Below are 22,309 nucleotides of genomic sequence, written 5' to 3' on the forward strand. Positions count from 1 at the left end.
AACGGCAATGGCATCTTGCTGTAATTTAGCAACGCCTTAACGAAAACGGTGTGGCAATGTCGAAATTCGCGCGCTGGTTGGTGGTGCGCCGCCATGCTCGATTCTAGCTTTCTAACAGGCTTCGGTTGAGGGAGTGAGATCGATCGAAGCTCGGCATACAGCAGGGGCATTCAACCGTGCCAAAAAGGTCGGGCCTCTTGAATTGTGTGAGGAGTTCGAAGGGTGGTTGGGAGTGAGTGCGTAGACATCAACATTTCCACTCTTCGAAAGCGGTCTATCGAGTTGCTGCGTAAGCGCGATATCGCCTGGCGACAAAGGCATATCTTAGCCGAGTGAGCGCTTCAACGCAGCGCGGTCGAGGAGGGGATGATGAGCGATCGTGCAATGGGCTTCTTGGTTGCGACAGAAGTGTGCCTGCTATTTTGGATAGCCGTCGCAATGTTTGCGGTTGGAGGGCTCCCCGTCTAAAGCTGGCTTTGCGATGGTGGCGATCTTTTCATATACGCTTCGGGGGATGGAGAATTCTCCTGATGCGTGAGTAGAATTAACTCCCGTAACGCCCGGCACGAACACGCTTTTTTCTTGCAGGCGTTCTACTTGGCGAAGTGCCCGCTCGATCCGTCCGTCAGCTCCCGGACCGGGCATGATTGCAATCACGCTGAGCCCCACCGCGGGCGACGTGGTCCCCGACCTGAAATCCGGCGTGTCCAGAGACCAGGGGCCACCGGAAAGGCCAGCAGACAGCATCTCCACCAGCAGTGCTACATTGGCTCCTTTGCGGCCGCCGAAGGGCAACAGAGCTCCCGTCAACGCCTCTTCCGCATCCTCAGTCGCGTTGCCTCCTGCGTCGACTGCCCAACCCTTCGGGATTGGCTCTTTCTCTTCGGCCGCTCTGACGATGTTGACGAAGGCGGTGGCGCTCGACGCCTGATCAATGATCATGGGCGTGTGCTCGCCGAGCGGAAATCCGAACGCCATCGGATTTGTACTGTAGACGACAGGTCCGCCGGCTTGCGCGACCATCATGGCATTTGCGTTGGTTGCCGCCAGTCCAATCACACCCTCATTGCAAAGTCTGCGGACGTAGTATCCGAGTTCGCCGGTGGTGTAGCTGTTGGTTTGCGTGAAGACAGCAACTCCAAAGCTGCGAACCGCGTCGAGCAGATCTTTAAAAGCGAGATCGAAGCCGAGCTGAGCGATGCCGCGATCTGCATCGGAAACGAGAAATGCGGGGAAGGCGCGGTCCAATCGCGGCTTGGGCTCGCGATTTATTCGTCCCTCGCGAAATCCATCGAGATAATCCACGAAGTGCGGAAACCCGAGGGTAGGGGGACCGAAGCTTGCCGCCGAAAGCGTGGCGTCCACGAGGGAGCGTGCGCTCGCGCGAGCCGCGCCCGAGGCCAGGCACGCCTTCATTGCAAGTTCCTCGGCGTCCTTCCTTTTGAGCAAGATCTCCTCGGACATGTCAGATCTCCAATCCCGCTTTTCTGCCTTCGTAGAAGGCGTAAGGAGCTTGCCGCGGTGCCGCGCAATCGCCGATCTGTCGCGCGGGAACACCCAGTTCGAGCAGGCCTGGCATCAGCCAGTCCATCGGATGATTTGTCGTTGCTGTGACCAGGCTGTCCGCCTCTACAAAGTTGCGCTCACCAGTGTTGTGATCCAGAACCGTTGCACCGTTTCCGTGCCATTCAGCGATGCTGACCTCCGTGATCCACTGCACGCCAAGCTTTTTCAAAGCCTGCCGCATCGGAAGATCGGCAGCCGTTCTTTGAAGCTCCTTTCCGACGAACGGGTCGGGTGTGACGATCGTGACCTGATGGCCGTCCTCCGCCAGCTTCCAAGCCGTCCCGCAACCGCGCCAGCCGCCGCCCTCGTCCAAGAGAAGGACTTGCTTGCCTGGCCTTGCCTGCCTTGCCATGACTGCCTCGACGGTGAACACGCCGCCCTTGTCTAGCCCGGGCATCGCTGCAATCGTCGGTAAGGCCTTCTGGAACCCGGTCTCCGGAGAATAGGAGCCGGTCGCGACGATCACGACGTCCACCTTCGACGGGTCGATGTCATCTGCTTCCACATAGCTATTCAATCTGACGTCAACGGCGAGCTTTTCCAGTTGGCGTTCATACCAGGCAAGCAGATCAAGGATCTGGCCACGCCTCGGCTGCAGGCCGGCGAGGAGAAAATTGCCACCGAGACGCGTTCCGGCTTCCGAGAGGACGACCCTGTGGCCGCGTTCAGCCGCTACCCTTGCCGCTTCCAGCCCCGCCGGGCCGCCACCGACGACAAATACGCGTTTTGGATTGGATGCTTTGGTGAAACGATCGCCGTTCCATTCGAATTCTCGTCCCGCCGAAGGATTGATCAGACAGCTTATCCAGTAGTCCCGGGAACGGCGCCCCCAGCACATCTGGTTGCAGGATATGCAGCCGCGGATGTCTTCGGGGCGGCCTTCACCTGCCTTGCGCGCCAGCTGAGGGTCGGCGATCTGTCCACGAACGATCGACACAAGGTCGCATGCGCCTTCGCCAAGAACCGTCTCCGCGTTTTCAGGTGTTCGGATATGGCTTTCGGCAATGACGGCGGAATTTCTCACGACCTTCTTGAGGCAGGAGGCAAGATCGGCGCCGAGCTTTTCGGGATAAATGAATGTCGGCATGAGCTTGTAGAAGTCGAGGTATCCGCCAGACCCGCATGTGACATAGTCCATCAGGCCGAGCTCGTCGTGCAGCTTCACGATCTCCGCGAGCTCGTCTCGCTGCAGCGCGGCCTTCACATCCGGCTCGTCGCTCACTGCGAGGCCTATGATGAAATCGGGTCCGCATGTTTCTCTGATCCGAAAGAGAATCTCGCGAGACATGCGCGTGCGGTTTTCGAGCGAGCCTCCCCACTGGTCTTCGCGTCGATTGCTCCAAGGCGTCCAGAATTGGTCGACCATCCCCAGATAGGCTGCCCATACTTCGACACCGTCGAAGCCGGCCTCGCGACATCGGCGCGCCGCCTGAACAAACCCGTCGATGGTCTCCCAAATCTCGGCTTCCGTCATTGGATGCGAGCCGTCACTATCGTGGTAGCTCGGCAGACCGGACGGCGACCAATGGGGATGGAAGGAGTTGTCGGAGTCTCCATGCGCCCCGACGTGGTAGAGCTGCTGGATTGCGACGGCTCCATTCTCCTTGATGGCGCGAACAAGCCTGGCAAAGTGCGGAATCACGGTATCGTCGCAATGACGGAAGTTTCTCTGCGTCAGAACCGCGGCAGCATGGACCGGCATCGGTTCGACGACAATCATCCCGGCGCCGCCGATAGCACGCTCGGCGTAGTAGGCGACATGGCGCTCGGTCGGCAACCCGTCGACAGCCATGTTCGCAGTGTGAGCGCCAAACACGATGCGATTGCGGAGCGTGTGCCCGCGAATCTGAAGCGGACTGAAGAGGCGGGGGAACTTTTCGGGCATGGTCGCTCCCGGATGTGGGTCGTTGCTAGGTTTCTGGCTATGACGGTCTTATCGACGCCGTGGCCTTGGGCAGGATCCATTGACACCTGGCGGAGGGAGGCGCCACGTGTCTTTGTCTGGACTGAACTTGCTGTGAGGGGACCTGCCGGGCCGAACGACTGTCCCTTGGGGACGTGTGGGCACGGAACTCGCGATGAATTCCGCACACGCGTTCAGCGGACATCAGGGCCGGACCTCTTCGCGGGAGCCTTACTGCGCGAGCGCAATGGCATCCTCGCGCGTTTGGACCGTATCCGAGTTGACCATCGCGGTCGCAAGCTGACGGAAGGTGACCATCCCGACGGGACGAGATCCTTGCCCGATGACAGTCACATCGCCATCCGGAACCGACGCAAGCAGGCGAACGGCCTCCTCGACCGTCGTCGTAGCATCGACGGTGACACCGCTGACGGCAGCTCCGGGTCGCATCGGACTCATGATGGCGCTGACCTGAACCACGCGGCCGCGGTTGACCTCCTTGACGAAGTTGGCGACGTATTCGTCTGCCGGTCGCAACACGATGTCCTGACTGCTGCCTTGCTGGATGATTTCGCCATCGCGCAGGATGGCGATCTGGTCTCCCAGTCGCAGCGCCTCGTCGAGATCATGCGTGATGAAGACGATGGTCTTCTTGATCTCCCGCTGAATGTCGAGCAGCACCGACTGCATATCCGTGCGGATCAGCGGATCGAGCGCGGAATAGGCCTCGTCCATCAAGAGAACGGGTGCGTCATTCGAAAGGGCGCGCGCCAGGCCGACGCGCTGCTGCATGCCGCCCGAAAGCTGGTTCGGGTATTTCTCCTCGAAGCCCTTCAATCCGACGCGCTCCAGCCATCGCATCGCCACGTCGACCGCCTTCGAACGCTCCATACCCTGGACTTCTAAGCCAAATAGCGTGTTGTCGAGAACGTTGCGATGCGGCAGGAGGGCGAACTTTTGAAACACCATCGCCGTCTGATGCCGGCGGAATGTGCGAAGCTCGGTCTCATCCATCTTGACCACGTCCACGCCGTCGACAAGCACCTCGCCAGCGGTCGGGTCGATCAGTCGGTTGATGTGGCGAATGAGCGTCGACTTCCCCGAGCCGGACAGGCCCATGATGACCTGGATGGAGCCCGACGGCATTTCGATATTGATATCGCGAAGCCCAAGTACGTGACCGTGCTTCCGGTTCAACTCGGCCTTTGTCAGTCCGTTCTGGACCGCCTCGATGTGCGATCTCGCGTTCGGACCGAAGATCTTGAAGAGATGGCGGATCTTGATGCCGCCGAAATCGTGATCAGCCATGAACGATCTCCCGATGCTTCTGGAGCCGCTTGCCATATGCCTGGCTGACCCGATCGAAGATGATAGCAATGCCGACAATGGCAAGGCCGTTGAAAATGCCCAGCGTGAAGTATTGATTGGCGATCGCCTTCAGGACCGGTTGTCCAAGCCCCTGGACGCCGATCATCGAGGCTATCACGACCATTGCCAGCGCCATCATGATGGTCTGGTTGATCCCGGCCATGATGGTTGGCAGGGCAAGCGGCATCTGCACCTTGAAAAGCTTCTGGGAATTTGAAACCCCGAAGGCGTCAGCTGCCTCAAGCACGTCCTTGTCGACCAGTCGAATGCCGAGGTCGGTCAATCGGATCATCGGCGGAATTGCATAAATCACGACGGCGATGAGACCGGGAACACGGCCAATCCCGAGCAGCATGACGACGGGGATGAGATAGACGAAACTCGGCATGGTCTGCATCACGTCGAGGATCGGATGGACGACGCGCTGGAACCGGTCGGATCGCGCCATCACGATCCCGATGGGCAAGCCGAGCGCGATGGACAAGACCGTGCAGACGAAGATCATCGACACGGTCCGCATCGTGTCTTCCCACATGTCGAAGTAGCCGATGAGCAGCAACGTCACGAGACAGCCCAGCACGATCTTCAAGCTGCGGCTTCCGAGCCACGCAACAACGAGGACCATCAGCGTTATGATCGGCCACGGCGTTTGGGTCATGAAGCGGTCGACGGCGATCAGGAAGTGTTGCAACGGAGAAAAGAAGCTCTCGATTGAATCGCCGTATGCCCTCGTGAAGGCGCGAAATCCGTCGTCGATCATCTTCTTGAGGTCGCGAAGACTGTCGTCATTCATGTGCGGAAATTTGTAAAACCATTCCATTCGGTTCCCCTTTCTCTGAAAGAGCCGTGACAAGTCTTCTGGTTGTTTTCCGGCTTCTGAAGTGGCGGCGCGTGTCAAAACGCGCCGCCCATTCAACAATCAAAGCGAGGCTTCGATTTTCTTTGCTGCGTCTGCCGACACCCACTTTGCCCAGATGTCTTTGTTTTCCTTCAGGAAGTGCTTGGCGCCGTCCTCGCCGCTCGCCTGATTGTCAGTCATCCATGCCATCAGCTTGTTGACGGTGTCATTGCTCCACGAGCGTTTCTCCAGGTAGGCCATCACATCGGGCCCGGCCTTTTCGGAGAATGGCTTTGCAACGAGCGTGACGATTGTATCGACCGGCCATGCGTTCGGCTTCGGATCGGCACAGTCAGCAACGGTATTGCAGCGTTTCCACTCGGCAGCGTCGGCTGGGACGCCGGCTTCGAGTTTCACCATTTCATACTTGCCAAGCAAAGCCGTCGGGGCCCAGTAGTAGCCGACCCAGCCCTGCTTGCGCTCGTATGCCTTTGCGATCGAGCCATCAAGGCCCGCGCCGGAACCAGTGTCCACGAGCTTGAAGCCCGCCTTTTCAGCATCGAACGCCTTGAAGAGCTGCGACGTGACCACCGTGCCGCCCCAGCCCTGCGGTCCGTTGTAAATTGCTCCCTTCGAGGCGTCTTCCGCGTCCGGGAACAATTCCGGGTGCTTGAGCATGTCAGGAATCGTTTTTACGTCAGGATGGGCGTCCGCCAGATATTTGGGGATCCACCAACCCTGGATGCCTCCATCGGGAAGTGGCGAACCGACCTTGATGATACGTCCCTCATCTGTGCCCTTCTTCACGACCTCAGGAAGAAGGTCTATCCAGGCTTCGGGAGCGATGTCGGGTTCGCCCTTCTCCGCCATCGACGTGATCGTTGGAACGGTATCACCCACAGTGATTTCCGCCTGGCAGCCATATCCCTCGTTCAGGATGATCTTATCCAGGTTCGACAGGACTTCGGCACTCTGCCAGTTCATGCTCGCGATTGTGACGCTGCCACACTCTGCTGCATTTGCGTAAGAGGCCACTCCCAGCAGCCCAAATACCATGCACGTAGAAGCCAATAACTTGGTCATTATCGTTCCCTTTTTTTAGCGGCATGTCTTCCTGAGCGGGACGCCGCGAAAACCCGCTGCAACGGTCGTTAGGAAGCGTCTCCCATACTCACCGATTTCTTGAAAGCTGCGGACAAGCCATTGGAAACAGCCTGGTCGAAGCCCGAAGCGCGCATCTCTTCAATGCCCGCCGCGGTCACGCCGCGATATCCGAGAAAGCGATTGACGATCTCGGCCGGGTCGTCCTGTTGTCGTTCCAGCAGGCGTCCGGTTCCCGTCAGCATCGTCAGGACAGCTCGCCGGGCAATCTCCGCAGGCAAACCTTGACTGATCGCGTGCTTCATCATTGCCGCGGCAAGGAGCGCGGGAAAGGCGGGGCCGGTGCCAGACATGCCCGTCAGGTAATCGATGTGCGTTTCGCTGCCCACTTCGTCTTCGACACCACAGGCGCCAAAGATCTTTCGCACCAGACTGCGATCATCGGTATAGACACCGGCCGATGCCATCCAGGGCGTGTAGGAACAGGAGACTTCGGCGGCAGCGTTGGGGAGGGCTCTGACAACTCTTTCGGTCGCATGCCTTTCGATCAGCGCCGAGACGCGGATACCGGCCATGACCGAGATCAGGAGCTTCCCCTCCAGCTTTACAGGCACCGAACCCCAGTCTTCCGGGCGCACAGACAAGATCACCACATCCGAACGGTCCGCAAGGAGTTGATTGTCCGTTGTCCAGTGTGAGGCGGCGAGGCGGTCTGGCCGAGAGCGGCGATAGGAGAGCGTCAGATCGTCAGGATCGGCGAGGCCTGTGCGAAGGATCGCCTCTGCGATGGAACCGCCAAGCCAACCTGCGCCACCAATGATCCCGATCCTTGCTTTTCCGCTCATCTCATCCCTAGCCTGGCTTGTAGCTATGTCTCGCAAAGAACCGGTCAAGCTCTCGCTGCTGCGGAGTTTCACCCGTGTAGATTGCGATATACTCGGGGATGCGCTTCATGCGGACGCTGATACTTTCGTTCGACTGCATCGAAATATAGCCGATCTGAACGAGGTAGGTTGTCCGTGCGCGAACATCCGCGCCGATTTCTGGATGGCCAAAGCGTTTGAACATGCTGGCAAGCGCGTCCATCCGCGTTCGATCGGCCTCTTGAACCTCCTGAAGGATCTCCTCCGACTGTAGCGCCCAGCTTCGCACGGCAAACTCGAACTTGCTGTCGAACAGCCGGCTGTCCAGCCAGCAGTCGAAGACGTTCAGCATCGCTTCCGCCAGGGTCTCCGCATAGGCTTCCGACTGCTTGACGATCGAACCTGTATTCTTCTCCCGCCAGCGCGAGACCAGCCCGTCCAGAAGCTCTTCGCGATCCTTGAAGAACCAATAGAAGCTGGTGCGCGACAGGTTGAGCTTCTTTGCCAGGGGCAGGATCTTCACGGAGTCTATCCCGGACTCCAGCAGGGAGTCATAGGCTGCCTCGAGCCATCCCTCCTGCGATCCACGCCAGCCACTGTCGCTCAAATTCTGGTCCATGTTCAATTCCTAGCAAATCGTTAAGCTCCGCACAATCAAAATGTACATGACTGTCTATTAAATTTGACTGTCGTGTTTTCACCGTTGACACATGTGTACATTCCGCCTAGCGTTCCGACCACTTCCTAATTCGGAGCATGACAGATGTCGAACGATCCCCTGCTGCAGCCGTATCAACTCAAGCATCTGACGCTACGCAACCGCATCATCGTGACATCCCATGAGCCAGCCTATCCCGAGGATGGCATGCCCAAGGAGCGCTACCGGGCCTATACGGTCGAGCGGGCCAAAGGCGGCGTTGCCATGACTATGACTGCCGGATCGGCAGCCGTGTCCAAGGACAGTCCACCGGTCTTCAACAATCTCCTGGCGTACAAGGACGAGATCGTGCCCTGGGTCAGGGAGATGACGGACGCCGTCCATGAAGAGGGCGCTGCGATCATGATTCAGCTCACGCACCTCGGCAGGCGAACGCGCTGGGACAAGGGTGACTGGCTCCCCGTCGTTGCTCCGTCTCACCACCGCGAAGCTGCACATCGAGCATTTCCGAAGAAGCTGGAAGATTGGGATATCGAGCGCATCATCAAGGACTTTGCCGACGCCGCCGAGCGCATGAAAGCCGGCGGGATGGACGGCGTTGAACTCGAGGCCTACGGCCATCTGATCGACCAGTTCGCTTCGCCATTGACCAACGAACTCGAGGGCCCTTACGGCGGATCGCTCGAAAACCGCATGCGCTTCTGTCTCGATGTCTTCAAGGCGATGCGCGAGAGGGTCGGCAACGACTTCATCCTCGGTGTTCGCTACACCGCTGACGAACGCCTTCCTGGCGGCACCGGCAAGGAAGAGGGCATTGAAATCTCCCGCAGGCTACGCGACAGCGGCCTCATCGACTATTTGAACGTCATCCGTGGTCATATCGACACTGATCCGGGGCTGACGGATGTCATTCCGATCCAGGGTATGGCCAACTCGCCGCACCTCGACTTTGCCGGGGAAATCAGGGCGGCGACCAACTTCCCAACCTTCCATGCCGCCAAGATCCCCGATGTCGCCACGGCTCGTCACGCAATTGCGGCCGGGAAGGTCGACATGGTCGGCATGACGCGTGCGCACATGACCGATCCTCATATCGTCCGCAAGATCATTGAGAAACGGGAAGAAGACATTCGCCCATGCGTCGGGGCCAATTACTGTCTTGACCGCATTTATCAGGGCGGCATGGCGTTCTGTATCCACAACGCTGCCACCGGGCGAGAGGAGACGATGCCGCACATCGTCCCAAAGGCCGAAGTCCGCAGGAAAGTTGTCGTGGTCGGAGCTGGCCCGGCCGGCCTCGAAGCGGCCCGGGTCGCCGCCGAGCGCGGTCACGAGGTGATCGTCTTCGAGGCGGCAAGCAATCCGGGCGGACAGATCCGGCTGACCGCCCAGAGCGAACGTCGCCGAGAGATGATCAGCATCATCGACTGGCGGATGGCCCAGTGCGAAAAACACGGCGTCGTCTTCCGTTTCAATACATGGGCCGAGGAGGACACGATCACCGCGGAGAAGCCAGACGTCGTCATCATCGCGACAGGCGGCCTTCCTCACACGGAGGTTCTGACCAAGGGCAACGATCTTGTCGTGTCGTCCTGGGATATCATCTCAGGAGACGTGAAGCCGGGTTCGAACGTTCTCGTCTTCGACGATGCCGGAGACCACGCGGGCCTGCAGGCCGCCGAATTTCTGGCCAAGGCCGGAGCAAAGGTCGAGATCATGACGCCCGATCGTTCCTTCGCGCCCGAGGTCATGGCCATGAACCTTGTTCCCTACATGCGGTCTCTTCAGAAGCTGGACGTGACATTCACAGTTACATTCCGCCTCGAGGCCGCCGAAAGGAACGGAAACCAGATCGTTGCCAGCGTCGGAAGTGATTACGGCGGCGTATCAAAACAGCGCGTCGTCGACCAGATTGTCGTCAACCACGGCACGATCCCGCTCGACGACCTCTATTTCGACCTCAAGCCTCTGTCGAGCAATCTCGGCGAGACCTCGTACGACCAACTCCTGTCAGGCGAGCGGCAGTCCGTCGTCCGCAATGTGGAGGGAACATTCCAGCTCTTCCGCATCGGCGATGCGGTCGCAGCGCGCAATACCCATGCGGCCATCTACGATGGCCTGCGCATCGCGAAGGATCTCTAGACCACGAAAGACGCATCCTAGCAGACGGAGGTTTGTCAGTGGCACAACGGGCCGAACAGCTACAGCTTCTAATCGACGCCGCCTATCTGGCGTTCGATGAACATGCCAGGGATCCGGAAGCCCGCCGTTCGCTCGGTCAGGCATTTTCGGTGCTTCAGACGTCAGGCGGACAGCTGTCGGAAAACGGGCGACAGCTACCGGTGTGCCAGTTCTTGTCGAAGATTTCGGTCGACGTCGGTTCACCGGTGCTTGGGGAACTCCTCGCTTGCTTCCAGGCAGTTGAACCCCTCCTTATCTGGCGGCATCGCCAGGACATATCCGGCACCGCAAGTGAAAACTTTCAGGACGGGCATGCGAACGCGATGATCGTCGGGCCGGGAGGCCTGGAGGAGCGCAACGACGTCTGGTTTGGTGCCACATTGATGGCGCCGAATGTGCGATATCCCGATCACGACCATGCCCCCGAAGAGATCTATCTGGTGATGTCCGAGGGAGAGTTCCGGCATGGGGACTCTGGCTGGTTCTCACCTGGTATCGGCGGATCCTTCTACAACCCGCCAGGGATAAGGCATGCCATGCGATCGACGGATCAGCCGCTGTTTGCGTTCTGGGTGCTCCTGCCCAAACGAGGCGCTGGTTCGACCCCGAACTCTAACGGACAGGTGCAGCCATGAAAATTCTCGTCCCCGTCAAGCGGGTGGTTGATTACAACGTGAAGATCCGCGTGAAGCCGGATGGCACAGGCGTCGAGCTTTCGAATGTGAAGATGTCGATGAACCCGTTCGACGAGATCTCGGTCGAGGAGGCGCTGCGGCTGAAGGAAGCCGGCAAGGCCGAGGAGGTGATCGTCGTCTCGATCGGCCCGGCCAAGGCCGAAGAGACGCTGCGCACAGCACTTGCCATGGGTGCCGACCGCGCCATCCTGGTGGAGACCGACGATGCCGTCGAACCGCTCACTGTGGCCAAGATCCTCAAGGGCGTCGTCGACGCCGAACTGCCGGGCCTGATCATCACAGGCAAGCAGGCGATCGATGACGACAGCAACCAGACCGGCCAGATGCTGGCGGCCCTGCTCGGCACGGCGCAAGCGACCTTCGCCTCGAAGATCGAGATCGAAGCTGCTGGCCCTGGGGGCAAGGCCCAGGTGACCCGCGAGGTCGATGGCGGCCTGCAGACGATCGAGGTCAAGCTGCCGGCCGTCGTCACATCAGATCTGCGCTTGAACGAGCCGCGCTACGCCTCGCTGCCGAACATCATGAAGGCGAAGAAGAAGCCGCTCGACAAGAAGACGCCGGCCGACTTCGGCGTCTCCACCGCGCCGCGTCTGATGGTCTTGAAGACCGAGGAGCCGTCCGGCCGCAAGGCAGGCGTCAAGGTCAAGTCGGTCGCCGAGCTGGTCGAGAAGCTTAAAGTCGAAGCCGGCGTGCTTTAAAGGTTCGAGAAAGGGAGATATATCCATGGCCATTCTTCTTCTGGCTGATCACGACGGCAGCCACCTTTCCGACCAGACCGCCAAGACGCTGACGGCGGCGACACAGATCGCCAAGGAACAGGGAAGCGAAGTGACCGTGCTTGTCGCCGGCGCCGGCGCCAAGGCCGCGGCCGAACAGGCTGCCAAGCTCTCGGGCGTGTCCAGGGTGCTGGTTGCCGAGGACGCAAGCCTTGCCAACAATCTGGCCGAGCCGCTGGCCGCCCTGATCGTTTCGCTGGCCGCAAGCTATGATACGATCATCGCCGCCGCCACCTCGACCGGCAAGAACGTCATGCCGCGCGTCGCAGCCCTGCTCGATGTCGCGCAGGTCTCCGAGATCATCGAGGTGGTTTCCGCTGACACCTTCAAGCGGCCGATCTATGCCGGCAACGCCATCCAGACGGTGCAGGCGACCGACGTCAGACGAGTCATCACCGTGCGTACCGCGTCGTTCTCCCAGGCCGTTCCCCAAGGCCTAACTGCTGCCGTCGAGGAAATCTCGACGGCAGCTCTTTCTTCATCGCCACTGTCGACCTTCGTCAAGGACGCACTGTCGGCCTCCGACCGCCCGGAACTGACGTCTGCGAAGATCATCATCTCCGGTGGCCGTGCCCTCGGCTCTGCCGAGAAGTTCAAGGAAGTCATCCTGCCGGTCGCCGACAAGCTCGGTGCTGCCGTCGGCGCCTCGCGCGCTGCCGTCGATGCCGGTTACGCCCCGAACGACTGGCAGGTCGGCCAGACCGGCAAGGTCGTCGCTCCTGATCTCTACATCGCCTGCGGCATCTCAGGCGCCATCCAGCACCTCGCCGGCATGAAGGATTCGAAGGTCATCGTCGCCATCAACAAGGACGAGGAAGCTCCGATCTTCCAGGTTGCCGACTACGGCCTCGTCGCCGATCTCTTCGACGTCCTGCCGGAGCTGGGGCAGTCCGTCTAGCCCAGCGATAATGCGCCTTGTCGATCGGGTGCGGCTGGGGAAATCATGGGTTCAGGATTTGGAATGGCTTTGGTTCGGCTGCGGCGGAAATATAGAGCGGGTGGGACGGGTACCCGCCCGCCGTGACCTCAAGCGCGTAGAGCTTCGATGTTGCAAGCATTCGACAAACGCCGGAGGCTCGATCAAGGTAGGCGCCATGCCTTCCCCAACCGCAGACGATGCGCTCGCAGCTTTCGGGCATTTTACGCAAGTAGCGATCGTTTTCCGGCCCAACGGGGTCCGCGCATTCGTAGATCAGCTTTGGCTTGGGCGATCGGAGAGCAAAGAGATTTCCGACAACAAGACCACCGAACCCCCATGATTTTGCAAAGGCGATACATCTGCGAAGCGTCGGATCAACGCTGTGGGCGTCGGCGGTGGACGGATTGAGCATCAGGAAGCCAACAGCTTCCTTGCGAGGGTCCCACTGCCGCTCCAGCCGGTAACGGTAGCAGCCACAGTCTGAAAACAGTGCAGACGAGATGGTGAAGTCGCTCATTCGCCTTTCCGTCATCTGCCAATCCTGATGCGTTGCCAGACCGGGCGCCGCCACTGCTTCAGATGTCCTCCCAGGGGAAAGAATCCAGCCGCTCCGCCCCACGGGATGTGACAAGCACTTGAGTTTCCAGCTTTATGCTCTCCGAGCCTGCCTCCGCGATCAGACTTTCGACATTGAGAACCATGTTCTCTTCAATGAAACCGCCGAAGTTCGGGTCGAAATCGGGGTGGAGCAGGATGCCGGGCCATTCGTCGGCCATTCCTGTCCCATGCACTGCCAGAGTATAGCGATAAGGCTGGTACTTTTCAGGAATGCGCCAGCTTCTTTCGTTGAATTCGACGAATGTCATGCCCGGACGAATGATCGAGAGGTTGTGCTCGATCTGGTCCAGTGCTGCGGAATAAAGCTCCCTTTGCCTGTCATTCATTGGCACATGGCCGCAGGTCCATGAGCGCGAGAGGTCGGCGCAATATCCGTATGGTCCGATCATGTCGGTATCGAAAGAGATCATCTCGCCGCGCTTTGTCACGTAGTCGGAGCACTCCTGGTACCAGGGATTCGTCCGTGGGCCGGCGGTCAACAGCTTCGTCTCGAGCCACTCGCCGCCGCTTCGGGCGTTTTCAAAGTGTAGCTCCGCCCAGATTTCCCGCTCGGTTCGTCCGGGCTCGGACATCTCGTACATGCGCGCCATGCCGGCTTCACACACCCGGATCGTCCAGCGCATCAGTTCGATTTCTTCGGGGCTTTTGATCGAGCGCGCTCGTTCGGCCAGCTCCTGGCCGTCGAGCAACTGAAAACCGCGCTTTCGAAGCTCGGATGCTGGCGCTGGTTCCAGCCTGTCGACCGCTAGCCTCTTATTGCGACCATGGGACGTCAGGACATCTGCAATCTCGTCGGCCCAGTCCTGCTTCCTTTGCTCGACCAGATTGCCTGACGTGAAGAACAGGAAGGATTTCGACGTCCGGATTTCATCGATACCGGGAAGTCCGTCATTGACGTGCTCCGCGCCCTCGAATTCGAACATGATTGCAGGCCCATCAGCCAGAATGAGCGCATATCGGGATGGGTTATGCATTGTCCAGATGCTCATGTTCGATGAATCGAACGCATAACGGATGTTGACGGGATCGTATAAGAGTAGCGCCGAACAATCCCATTCCCGCATTTTCGATCGAAGGCGGTTCAGACGATATCGCCGCGCGGCATCGAGCGTCTGGAGGGGGATCGGACTGATGAGCGGCCGGTCGGCTCCTGCCGGATTGAGATAGGCCTGCTTGCGTTCGTCCTTGAATACCGAGGAGCCCTGGTCGGAAATGCTGTCGCTAAGCAGCATGGTCGATCCCTAATTGTTGTCGAAGGATAGTGTGCCGGGCCTGTGCCGGGCCTAGCGGTCAATCACCAAGTCGCTGAGAGGCTTGGAGCAGCAAGGCAGGAATAATCCGGCGTCGATCTCTCTTTGCCTTATGCCGCCATTGTGGTTCATATCCACCGCACCGGAAACCAGCTTCGACTTGCAGGTACCGCAGACGCCGTTGGAGCAGGATGACGGCAGCCGCACGCCCGATTTCTTGGCGCAGGAAAGCACCGTCTGGTCGTCTGCGACCTCTATCTTTTTCGATTGTTTGGCGAACTCGACCTGGAAAACCTTGTTTGGCATCGTGGCCTCGCCGATGGCCGCCGGTTCCTCGATGATGGCGGCATCGAAGCTCTCTTCGATGTAGCTCCCCTGGGGCACGCCGAGTTGTGCGGTGATCGAGCGTGCCGCGGCCATGAAAGGTGCTGGACCGCAGCACATCACGGTTCTTTCCGCGATATCAGGCACGGCGAGCTTCAGGAATTCGGGCGAGATGCGCCCCGTCAGCCCCGGCCAGGATGGCTCTCCATCGACGCTTTCGGGCAGAAACTGCAGGCGAAGACCCTTCATTCGTGCCGCAAGACAGCTCAACTCATCGCGAAAGATCAGGTCGACCGGCGAGCGGGCGGCATGAAGAAAGACGATGTCGGCAGGCTCGCAGCGATCCGCCAGACCGCGCAGAATGGACATGACGGGCGTAATGCCGGAGCCGCCGGAAAGAAGCAGAAGCTTCGGCGCGGCAACGCGCGGGCAGACGAAATAGCCGAGCGGGCCCTGAGCCTTCACGGTCATCCCGCTTTGCATGTTGTCATGAAGCCAGTTCGATATTCTTCCGTTCACGACGCGCTTCACCGTCACGGTGAAAGCGTTGGAGCGGTGCGGTGACGAGGAGATGCTGTAGCAGCGGGCCTCGGCGTCATCGCCAATCGGGAAGTCGAAGAGGAAGTATTGCCCGCCATCGAAGCTGAAGCGCTTGCCTTGCGGCGACGCAAAGGTGAAGCTCTTGACGTCGTGGGTTTCCTGATGGACGTCCAGGCACACCAATGTGTCGTCGTGCTCGGGATCCCATGTATCGCGCGAGACTGAGCCGCCCTGTTTCAGTGCGAAATCAATATCCATTTGCGCGCATCCGATCGATATACCAGCTTGCGAACTTGTCGAGGTTCGTCTCCGAGAATTGCGAGTAGGGGCCCGGCAGGTAAGCAGGATCGAGCGCGCCGGCATGGGAGCGCGCCACCAGGTCAGCGTCCTGGTCGGTTGTTGCAATCCAGACGTCAGTGAGCTTGTCATGATCGTAATCGACGCCCTCGACTGCATCCTTGTGCACCAGCCACTTCGTCCGCACGAGCGTCTTGCCCGCGGACAGCGGGATCACGATGGCGATCACAGCATGATCGCCCATGAAGTGGTTCCAGGAGTTGTGACCCCAGAGATGGGTGTCCCCCAGGTCCTTCCGCGTTATCTGGCCGAGCAGCTTCGATGACGCTGCGGTGGCGTCATGGGTCTGGGACTCGCCTGCGCCGGCGATGATCAGCCTTTGCGTGCGGAAATTCGTGGCGCAGTCGGAGAGTTGCTCGACGGCAGCAGATGGGAAGCCATCCGCCTCCCATGCCCTGGTCCGCTCCTCATACAGCCGGAAATGCTCTTCAGCCTGCGCACGATCCTCCGGGCTCAAGGTTTCCGGGTCGAAGCCGAAGTCGAGGTCGACGAAGGATACGCAGAGCTCGGGATGGTTTGCCGAACAGTGGTAGCACTCACGATTGTTCTCCATCGTCAGCTTCCAGTTGCCGTCCTCGATCACGTCTGTCTGATGCGCAACCTTCGCATTGCGGATGTCGTAGGGAGCAAGGCGCTCGACCATCGTGCGTTCGAGGACGTCGATGTCCTCTGGTGGGGTGTCGGAAAGGCAGGCATAGATAAGCCCGCCGATCGACTTGAAGGTCACGGGCTTCAGTCCGTGACAGTCCTTGTCGAAGTCCTTGCCCATGTGGGGAGCATAGCTGAGCTCTCCCGTAAGCTCGTAGGTCCAGGTGTGGTAGGGGCAGACCAGCTTTGAAACGATCGTCTTTCCTGCATCCAACAGGCGCGAGCCACGGTGGCGACAGACGTTGTGCAGCACCCGAATGTCGCCGTCGTCATCTCGCAAAAGGATGAGGCTCGTCTTGCCGATGTCGATGACAGTGGCGTCGCCAGCTTCCGGCACATCGCAGTCGAGACCGATGCAGATCCAGTGTTTGTGGAAGAAAACGTCGATATCCGCTTCGAAGACGTCTTCACGCGTATAGAGGCCGGCGGGCAGCGAGTGCCCGTTCGTGCGAGCGTCGAGAAGGGCGGAGATGGAAGAGGGAAGTTTGTTTAGCATGAGAGCCCCTTATGCTTGCCTTCATGCAAACTGCTCTTGCTCTCAAGGCTCTTCAACGGCATTAATTCTCACGTTCGCATAACGAATGGTAATGTGACGGGGCATGAAATGCAGTTTCGCAGGCGCTTGCCGTCGATGACGGCGCTGATCATGCTGGAAGCGGTCCTTCGCCGAAAGAGTTTTACCCTTGCGGCAGGCGAGCTCGGGGTTACCCAGGCGGCCGTCAGCAGGCAAATCGCGCTGCTGGAAGAAGAGCTGGGGCAGCCAATGTTCGTGCGCAAGCACCGCGCGATCGAGCCGACTGCCGCCTGCCTCGTGCTGGGTGCGTCGCTCGCGCAGAGTTTCTCGAACATTTCCGATGCGATCGATGCCATCAAGGGGGCGGCTCAGGATGTCGTCACCATCGGCGCGACCGTGGCCTTCTCGTCTTTCTGGCTGCTTCCGCGTCTCGCCGATTTTCGCGCCCAGAATCCGGGCATTCAGATCCGCGTCATCTCCCAGGATGCGAAAATCGATCTGGACAGCGGTGCCGTCGATCTTGCCATCCGTTTCGGGCTGCCACCTTTCAACGACGCAACGGTGGTCGCCTCGCGCGGTGACGTCATAATGCTCGTCTGCTCGCCGGGCTACCTCGACCGGCGCGGCAACGGCCCATTGGCCGCGACTGACGAGTTCATCGAGACCGATGCTGAAGACCGATCCTGGCTGTCGTGGGGCCAATGGCTCGCCGAACTTGGCGTGCACTTCGAGGTGAAGCCGTCTCTGCGCTTCAGTCACTACACGGAGACGATCTTCGCTGCGCGCGCTGGTCAGGGGGTTGCGCTTGGCTGGGGCACCCTTGTTCAGACATTCCTTGATGACGGCACGTTGGTGGCGCTCGATGAGACGAGACTGTCCCCGGAAGGCCGGTACAATGTCCTGCTGCCATTGAAATCCAGAAGGACGGTGGCGATCGACCGGGCCTCGTCGTGGCTTACCGCTGCGCTTCACAAGTGATTGTGCTGCCTGCCGTCCTCGCCTAAGCGACAACAGCCATTGGCTTCAAGTCGTGCAATAAATCTGAATCCCAGCCATTTCTTACCCAGCCAAGCGCGCTGGCCGGGCACCTGCGAGCACGTTTGAAGCCATCCCGAAATTGTCGTTGATATCTAGCGTCTGATCTATGCAGCGTGGCCAGCGCCACGTTGACATTGCAACGAGGCGCTGAGACCTGAAAAACATCAGCCAATTGCTACTGGCAAACGCGCATGCTCTCCATATGCCATCCACCATCGTAGGCATTTGGCACTCGCCGGTCTTCGAACCAGCAACGCGGCGGTGGTGGAGGCGGCGGATCGATGTAGCGGGGCCCGCTGTTGTTTACGATCGCGCCACCGATCAAACCGCCGATGACGCCGGCAGCCAGACCACCGGCAATCGCGGCGCCATTGTCGTGATGGTGATGGCGCCGCCGTGGAGGCGGCGGATCGTCATAATGTGGCCTTCGCCACTCCTGGGCAGATGCAGGCGCGGCCATCGGCAATAGAGCGGCAACGCCGCAAGAGGCCATGACTGCCCAGGTAAGTATCGTTTTCATTGCAACTCCGATATCGGTAGTGGATTTGAAAAATAGCTTAAGGTGGCCGGATCACACGCCAGCGACCTTATCCTGGTTCTTGGTGTCAAAGTCGGCGGCATCATGGCGCGCCTCAACAAGAGCCCAAACGGGAGTAAGGATAGCCAAATGTCGCCTGATGAGCCTTCAACCAGTCAAGCCTTCTTCGAACTCCTTGCGCAAAGCTGTCTGCGTGCTGTCGGCCGACCGCTTGTTGAGCCAGGGCAGGGAGCCGAATGGCTCTTCTTTGACGCCCCTTTTGTGGTTGTCGCTCACAATACCGAGCGGGACCCTCGGTTCATTTATGCAAATCTCACGGCACAGCGATGTTTCGGATACTCGTGGGACGAGTTTACGAAATTGCCTTCTCGATTATCAGCTGAAGCGCCGGATCGACTGGAGCGCCAGGCGCTTCTCGATGCAGTCGCACGGCAAGGATTTATCGCGAATTACCGTGGACTTAGAGTTCGCAAGTCCGGCGCGCATTTTTGGATGGAGGACGGGCTCGTCTGGGAACTGCGGTCAGAAGCCGGAATACGGCTGGGGCAGGCTGCCACGTTCTCCAGCTGGACGGAAGCATAAGCTTATTGGGGAGCGCACCGGGACCAATGGCATGCCGGATTGCTTGGCCAGTGACTTGGAGTTCCACGGCAATCACCTGGTGTTTGCGCCGTTGATGTCGGCATGAAACTCGCGAGACGGCACTTACCCATTCGTCTCCTCGTGCATTGCGATTGCGTCCCTGCTTCTTGCTTTACCAACCACGCCACGTCGAAAGTGCGATCGAGACGCCTTTGCAGAATTTACGGAAATGGAGTCGAGATCGAGGCGGTTGTGATCGGATCAGCAACGTGCCTGCCGTAGGGGTTGATGGCGGCCGGGAACGATGAGAAGGCGTGCGGCGTAGCGCCTCGGCGCGAACGCATTACAAATCGCGCAAGAGGATTTGACACACATGGGTCAAGAATCGGTGCTCCTTGAGCAACTTCGCATGCAGAAGATCCGGATCTGCCCGCTCGTCTGTGCCCAAAATTACCAAGAACGAGACGGTCTTTGCGTGGCAATAACAGCACCCGCAAAACGCACAATTAAAAACCCAGTCACCCCACCGACAAAAACTCAAAAGGCAAGCTCAGGCACCTGCCCCGCGGACGCTCACATCGCTGCACGCGAGGCAATTCCGCGCGGCAGTGGAAGTGGGCGAACCGCAATGACCTTTACGCATTCCTGTGGCCGCGACCTTACTTGTCGCCGTCCTGGCCGCGGAATGCGCTGGACTTGCAGTTGGGGTTAGGCCGCCAATCGCAGAACCCCTTTCAGGAGCTTTCTTAGGGGCTTCAATAGTTTGACAAACTTTGCCATCACAAGGTAGCCTTGAGACCTCAAGGAGACTCTAATGGCAACCATGAGTGTATCCCTGCCGGACCCGATGAAAGACTGGGTCGAAGCGCAAGCCAAGACCGGTCGATATTCGAACGCGAGTGACTACGTTCGAGACCTTATCCGCAGAGACCGGGCCCGGACCAACAAAATTGCGGAGATGCAACGTTTCTTCGATGACGGAATCAAAAGCGGCGTAGGAGGCCGTTCGAAGGACGAGTTGTTTTCCGCTGCCGTTGCGCGTGCCGAGATCATCCGCAGACGTGATTGATGCCATTCAGGCTCTCTGTTGAAGCGGAAGAGGATTATCGTCTCAATCGCCGAACAAGGTATCCGCAACTTCGGATCCTTGGCCGCCAAACGATATCACGATGAGCTTTTTGATGTGCTCGATCTCATAGCCGCGAGTCCTCGAATGACGCGTGAGCGCCATGAGATTTCGCCGCCTGTCAGAATCCATACATTCAAGGCTCACCTGGTAATCTATCGGATCAACGATGATGGGAGCGTTCTCGTGATCCGTATCCGTCATTGTCACGAAGATTGGATTGGAAACTCCCTCTAACGCGCCGCAGTATCGCGTTTTGCAACTAAGGCTTTGGACTTCCCGGCAGCAGAGCTCCCCAACCCGCAAGCTGCCTCGACTTACGTCGATCCGCTCCAACACTGATCAGGACGATCCTCCCCAAGGGACAGCCAGATAACACAGCTGAAGATGTGACCGCGTTGCTCTCAGTAGTGAAGAGTGCCTATCGGCAGCCAGCATCTGTTCCTACAGTCGGACATATTGTGGGTCCGCGTCTGATGGAGAGGCATTCGTCACTATCGCGCGATTTCTATTTGCTGACACGGAGGTTGGAGAGTGAATCCCCGATCTGCTTGAAGGCCGACTGGAGCGCGGCGGTTGTCGGCGAGTTGAAGAAGAAGGCGTTCTGGCTGGCGCAGTTGCGCAGGAGGTCCTGGGTGGCTTCGCTGGGCCCATTGAAGGCGATCGTGTAAATGATGATGCCGGAGTTCTTCATCGCCGTGCAGACCGAGGTCAGACGGTTGTCGAGTTCCGTCTCCGCGGCCGTCTCGTTGCTCGTCCCAAGTTTCTTGTCGGCAAGCCAGCCATAAGCGCTGTAGACGTCTGCCGACATCGTGTTCTCGCCGTCGGTCATGATGACTGCCGCCTTGTTCATGTTCTTCGTGTAGTAGTCGAGAGGCAGATTGTAGGTCGACATGTCGCCGCCCCAGAGACCACGCCATTTGGGAGACAACATCCGCCAGCCCCACACGGCCCCGAAGTTGATGTGGGTGTTGCCCACCGCCTCCATCGCCGAGATGGCGGCAACAACCGTTGCCTTCTTGGGGGTCAGGCGCGTTACCTCGGCGGGGCAGTTCTTGTTGGGACCGAGGGACCTGCCGAGATTCGTGGCGTATGTTTTTTTGCCATTCTTGTCGACGCTGATCCAGTCGTTACCCGTGCCGTCTGGCCAGTAATAGGGCGTGATCGGCTTGCTGGAGGGAACCGCGTCGGAAATGTCGTTCGCCTTGACGGCCTGCGCCGCGACGCAGCCGCCCCATGATGTCCCTGTCCCTCCCCAGTCTAGCGCGGCGATGGAGCCGGACTTCATCCAGCTGGTATGGCTGGTCCCGACATTGACCGACTGCGAGAAGGGAACGATGCCGACATAGAGGTTTTCGGCAACTTCGTCGTTGCCGTAAAGGATGTTCACCAGTGTGTTGGCCGCGGACTTGAGGCTCGTGAGCGGCGTTCCCTTCATGGAGCCGGTGTTGTCGAGAACAAGTGCCAGTTCAAGGCCGCTGGTCGATCGTTCGATGATACTTTCCGCGCTGGTGCTGATCGTCTGGACGCCGAGGATTTTCATCAACGTCGCGGGAGCGCTGGCCGATGCCTTGACGGTCAGTGTCTTGTTGTCCGAGCTGATGGTCCAGGTCAGGCTGTCGAGCGTCCCGCCAATCTCCCCATTGTTGAAATTGGCGACCGCAAACTTTCGCAGCTCCACGTCGATGGTGGCGGTGTCCAGCTTGGCAACGGTCGAAAGAGCGCCGGCGTCGATGGCGCGCTGAAGGCTCGAATGGAGAAGCATCAGGCGGGCCGCGTCGATGCCGAACCCCGTTGCCCCGATCAGCGCCAGGCTGACGATGCCGACGAAGGGGAGGACGGCACCTTCCTCGGCCTTGCGGAAGCGGGAGATCATGGACATCAACGACATTGGATCGTCCTTTCC

Annotated in this window: 20 protein-coding genes and 1 pseudogene; 8 read left to right on the forward strand and 13 right to left on the reverse strand. The window is 59.3% G+C overall.

The features are described 5' to 3' along the window. Positions 1-417: 417 nt before the first annotated feature. The 7 genes from C934_RS0107670 to C934_RS0107700 form a co-directional block, all read right to left on the reverse strand. Positions 418-1,464 carry an Ldh family oxidoreductase gene (locus C934_RS0107670; protein ID WP_018856121.1) on the reverse strand — a complete coding sequence of 349 codons (1,047 nt, stop codon included), beginning with the start codon at positions 1,462-1,464 and terminating at the stop codon, positions 418-420. A 1-nt stretch (position 1,465) separates the two neighbouring features. After that, the gene (locus tag C934_RS0107675) at positions 1,466-3,451 is read right to left on the reverse strand and encodes an oxidoreductase (protein WP_018856122.1); all 1,986 of its coding nucleotides are present in this window, start codon (positions 3,449-3,451) and stop codon (positions 1,466-1,468) included. 249 nt (positions 3,452-3,700) lie between these two features. Further along, positions 3,701-4,777, reverse strand: a complete 1,077-nt coding sequence (locus C934_RS0107680) for a quaternary amine ABC transporter ATP-binding protein (protein WP_018856123.1) — start codon at positions 4,775-4,777, stop codon at positions 3,701-3,703. Then, entirely contained in the window at positions 4,770-5,657 is an 888-nt protein-coding gene (locus C934_RS0107685) for an ABC transporter permease (RefSeq protein WP_018856124.1), read from the reverse strand. Before C934_RS0107685 ends, C934_RS0107680 begins: the two co-directional genes overlap by 8 nt. 99 nt (positions 5,658-5,756) lie before the next feature. Next, on the reverse strand, positions 5,757-6,758 hold the full coding sequence (locus C934_RS0107690) for an ABC transporter substrate-binding protein (protein WP_026371647.1): 1,002 nt from the start codon (positions 6,756-6,758) through the stop codon (positions 5,757-5,759). A gap of 68 nt (positions 6,759-6,826) precedes the next feature. Then, entirely contained in the window at positions 6,827-7,621 is a 795-nt protein-coding gene (locus C934_RS0107695) for a pyrroline-5-carboxylate reductase family protein (protein WP_018856126.1), read from the reverse strand. Between the two features lie 7 nt (positions 7,622-7,628). Next, entirely contained in the window at positions 7,629-8,258 is a 630-nt protein-coding gene (locus tag C934_RS0107700) for a TetR/AcrR family transcriptional regulator (RefSeq protein WP_018856127.1), read from the reverse strand. A gap of 144 nt (positions 8,259-8,402) precedes the next feature. Between C934_RS0107700 and C934_RS0107705 the strand changes: the two genes are divergently transcribed. From C934_RS0107705 to C934_RS0107720, 4 genes are read left to right on the forward strand one after another with little or no spacing between them, the layout of a single operon-like run. Next, entirely contained in the window at positions 8,403-10,439 is a 2,037-nt protein-coding gene (locus C934_RS0107705) for an NADH:flavin oxidoreductase (protein WP_018856128.1), read from the forward strand. 38 nt (positions 10,440-10,477) lie between these two features. Further along, the gene (locus C934_RS31710) at positions 10,478-11,113 is read left to right on the forward strand and encodes a dimethylsulfonioproprionate lyase family protein (RefSeq protein WP_018856129.1); all 636 of its coding nucleotides are present in this window, start codon (positions 10,478-10,480) and stop codon (positions 11,111-11,113) included. After that, positions 11,110-11,871, forward strand: a complete 762-nt coding sequence (locus C934_RS0107715) for an electron transfer flavoprotein subunit beta/FixA family protein (protein WP_018856130.1) — start codon at positions 11,110-11,112, stop codon at positions 11,869-11,871. The genes C934_RS31710 and C934_RS0107715 overlap by 4 nt, the downstream gene beginning before the upstream one ends. Before the next feature lie 25 nt (positions 11,872-11,896). Beyond that, positions 11,897-12,847 carry an electron transfer flavoprotein subunit alpha/FixB family protein gene (locus tag C934_RS0107720; RefSeq protein WP_018856131.1) on the forward strand — a complete coding sequence of 317 codons (951 nt, stop codon included), beginning with the start codon at positions 11,897-11,899 and terminating at the stop codon, positions 12,845-12,847. Positions 12,848-12,890: 43 nt separating this feature from the next. Here C934_RS0107720 and C934_RS0107725 read toward each other — a convergent pair whose 3' ends face one another. Genes C934_RS0107725 through C934_RS0107740 form a run of 4 tightly spaced genes read right to left on the reverse strand, consistent with a single transcriptional unit; the run spans position 12,891 to position 17,101 of the window. Next, complete coding sequence (locus C934_RS0107725) at positions 12,891-13,385, reverse strand: DUF1643 domain-containing protein (protein ID WP_018856132.1); 495 nt, start codon at positions 13,383-13,385, stop codon at positions 12,891-12,893. A 58-nt stretch (positions 13,386-13,443) separates the two neighbouring features. Further along, positions 13,444-14,718 (reverse strand): M24 family metallopeptidase, encoded by a 1,275-nt coding sequence (locus tag C934_RS0107730; protein ID WP_018856133.1) that lies wholly within the window; start codon positions 14,716-14,718, stop codon positions 13,444-13,446. Positions 14,719-14,769: 51 nt separating this feature from the next. Continuing rightward, entirely contained in the window at positions 14,770-15,858 is a 1,089-nt protein-coding gene (locus C934_RS0107735; RefSeq protein WP_018856134.1) for an FAD-binding oxidoreductase, read from the reverse strand. Beyond that, positions 15,848-17,101, reverse strand: a complete 1,254-nt coding sequence (locus tag C934_RS0107740; protein ID WP_018856135.1) for an aromatic ring-hydroxylating oxygenase subunit alpha — start codon at positions 17,099-17,101, stop codon at positions 15,848-15,850. The genes C934_RS0107735 and C934_RS0107740 overlap by 11 nt, the downstream gene beginning before the upstream one ends. Before the next feature lie 108 nt (positions 17,102-17,209). Here C934_RS0107740 and C934_RS0107745 point away from each other — a divergent pair, with 108 nt between their 5' ends. Further along, positions 17,210-18,097 carry a LysR substrate-binding domain-containing protein gene (locus C934_RS0107745; protein WP_026371649.1) on the forward strand — a complete coding sequence of 296 codons (888 nt, stop codon included), beginning with the start codon at positions 17,210-17,212 and terminating at the stop codon, positions 18,095-18,097. Between the two features lie 235 nt (positions 18,098-18,332). Here the strand turns inward: C934_RS0107745 and C934_RS0107750 are convergent, their stop codons facing one another. After that, positions 18,333-18,617, reverse strand: coding sequence for a hypothetical protein (locus C934_RS0107750; protein WP_245267923.1), 285 nt, complete (start codon positions 18,615-18,617; stop codon positions 18,333-18,335). Positions 18,618-18,824: 207 nt separating this feature from the next. Here C934_RS0107750 and C934_RS0107755 point away from each other — a divergent pair, with 207 nt between their 5' ends. From C934_RS0107755 to C934_RS33570, 3 genes and pseudogenes are all read left to right on the forward strand, one after another. Then, on the forward strand, positions 18,825-19,277 hold the full coding sequence (locus C934_RS0107755; protein ID WP_026371650.1) for an MEKHLA domain-containing protein: 453 nt from the start codon (positions 18,825-18,827) through the stop codon (positions 19,275-19,277). A gap of 814 nt (positions 19,278-20,091) precedes the next feature. Continuing rightward, the gene (locus tag C934_RS0107760; RefSeq protein ID WP_018856139.1) at positions 20,092-20,346 is read left to right on the forward strand and encodes a type II toxin-antitoxin system ParD family antitoxin; all 255 of its coding nucleotides are present in this window, start codon (positions 20,092-20,094) and stop codon (positions 20,344-20,346) included. Beyond that, positions 20,346-20,640 (forward strand): annotated as a pseudogene (locus C934_RS33570) (type II toxin-antitoxin system RelE/ParE family toxin). Before C934_RS0107760 ends, C934_RS33570 begins: the two are co-directional and overlap by 1 nt. A gap of 271 nt (positions 20,641-20,911) precedes the next feature. On the opposite strand, the gene C934_RS0107770 reads toward C934_RS33570, so the two are convergent. After that, complete coding sequence (locus tag C934_RS0107770; protein ID WP_018856141.1) at positions 20,912-22,294, reverse strand: Tad domain-containing protein; 1,383 nt, start codon at positions 22,292-22,294, stop codon at positions 20,912-20,914. Between the last annotated feature and the right edge of the window lie 15 nt (positions 22,295-22,309).

Origin of the sequence: Rhizobium sp. 42MFCr.1 (genome assembly GCF_000377185.1) — a bacterium.
GTDB lineage: Bacteria > Pseudomonadota > Alphaproteobacteria > Rhizobiales > Rhizobiaceae > Rhizobium > Rhizobium altiplani.

Coding starts and splice junctions, on each gene's coding strand:
- C934_RS0107730 (WP_018856133.1), bottom strand. CDS start 14,718: ATGCTGCTTAGCGACAGCATTTCCGACCAGGGCTCCTCGGTATTCAAG.
- C934_RS0107735 (WP_018856134.1), bottom strand. CDS start 15,858: ATGGATATTGATTTCGCACTGAAACAGGGCGGCTCAGTCTCGCGCGAT.
- C934_RS0107705 (WP_018856128.1), top strand. CDS start 8,403: ATGTCGAACGATCCCCTGCTGCAGCCGTATCAACTCAAGCATCTGACG.
- C934_RS0107750 (WP_245267923.1), bottom strand. CDS start 18,617: ATGGCCGCGCCTGCATCTGCCCAGGAGTGGCGAAGGCCACATTATGAC.
- C934_RS0107745 (WP_026371649.1), top strand. CDS start 17,210: ATGCAGTTTCGCAGGCGCTTGCCGTCGATGACGGCGCTGATCATGCTG.
- C934_RS0107695 (WP_018856126.1), bottom strand. CDS start 7,621: ATGAGCGGAAAAGCAAGGATCGGGATCATTGGTGGCGCAGGTTGGCTT.
- C934_RS0107770 (WP_018856141.1), bottom strand. CDS start 22,294: ATGTCGTTGATGTCCATGATCTCCCGCTTCCGCAAGGCCGAGGAAGGT.
- C934_RS0107740 (WP_018856135.1), bottom strand. CDS start 17,101: ATGCTAAACAAACTTCCCTCTTCCATCTCCGCCCTTCTCGACGCTCGC.
- C934_RS0107700 (WP_018856127.1), bottom strand. CDS start 8,258: ATGGACCAGAATTTGAGCGACAGTGGCTGGCGTGGATCGCAGGAGGGA.
- C934_RS0107675 (WP_018856122.1), bottom strand. CDS start 3,451: ATGCCCGAAAAGTTCCCCCGCCTCTTCAGTCCGCTTCAGATTCGCGGG.
- C934_RS0107685 (WP_018856124.1), bottom strand. CDS start 5,657: ATGGAATGGTTTTACAAATTTCCGCACATGAATGACGACAGTCTTCGC.
- C934_RS0107725 (WP_018856132.1), bottom strand. CDS start 13,385: ATGAGCGACTTCACCATCTCGTCTGCACTGTTTTCAGACTGTGGCTGC.
- C934_RS0107755 (WP_026371650.1), top strand. CDS start 18,825: ATGTCGCCTGATGAGCCTTCAACCAGTCAAGCCTTCTTCGAACTCCTT.
- C934_RS0107670 (WP_018856121.1), bottom strand. CDS start 1,464: ATGTCCGAGGAGATCTTGCTCAAAAGGAAGGACGCCGAGGAACTTGCA.
- C934_RS0107720 (WP_018856131.1), top strand. CDS start 11,897: ATGGCCATTCTTCTTCTGGCTGATCACGACGGCAGCCACCTTTCCGAC.
- C934_RS0107760 (WP_018856139.1), top strand. CDS start 20,092: ATGGCAACCATGAGTGTATCCCTGCCGGACCCGATGAAAGACTGGGTC.
- C934_RS0107680 (WP_018856123.1), bottom strand. CDS start 4,777: ATGGCTGATCACGATTTCGGCGGCATCAAGATCCGCCATCTCTTCAAG.
- C934_RS0107690 (WP_026371647.1), bottom strand. CDS start 6,758: ATGACCAAGTTATTGGCTTCTACGTGCATGGTATTTGGGCTGCTGGGA.
- C934_RS0107715 (WP_018856130.1), top strand. CDS start 11,110: ATGAAAATTCTCGTCCCCGTCAAGCGGGTGGTTGATTACAACGTGAAG.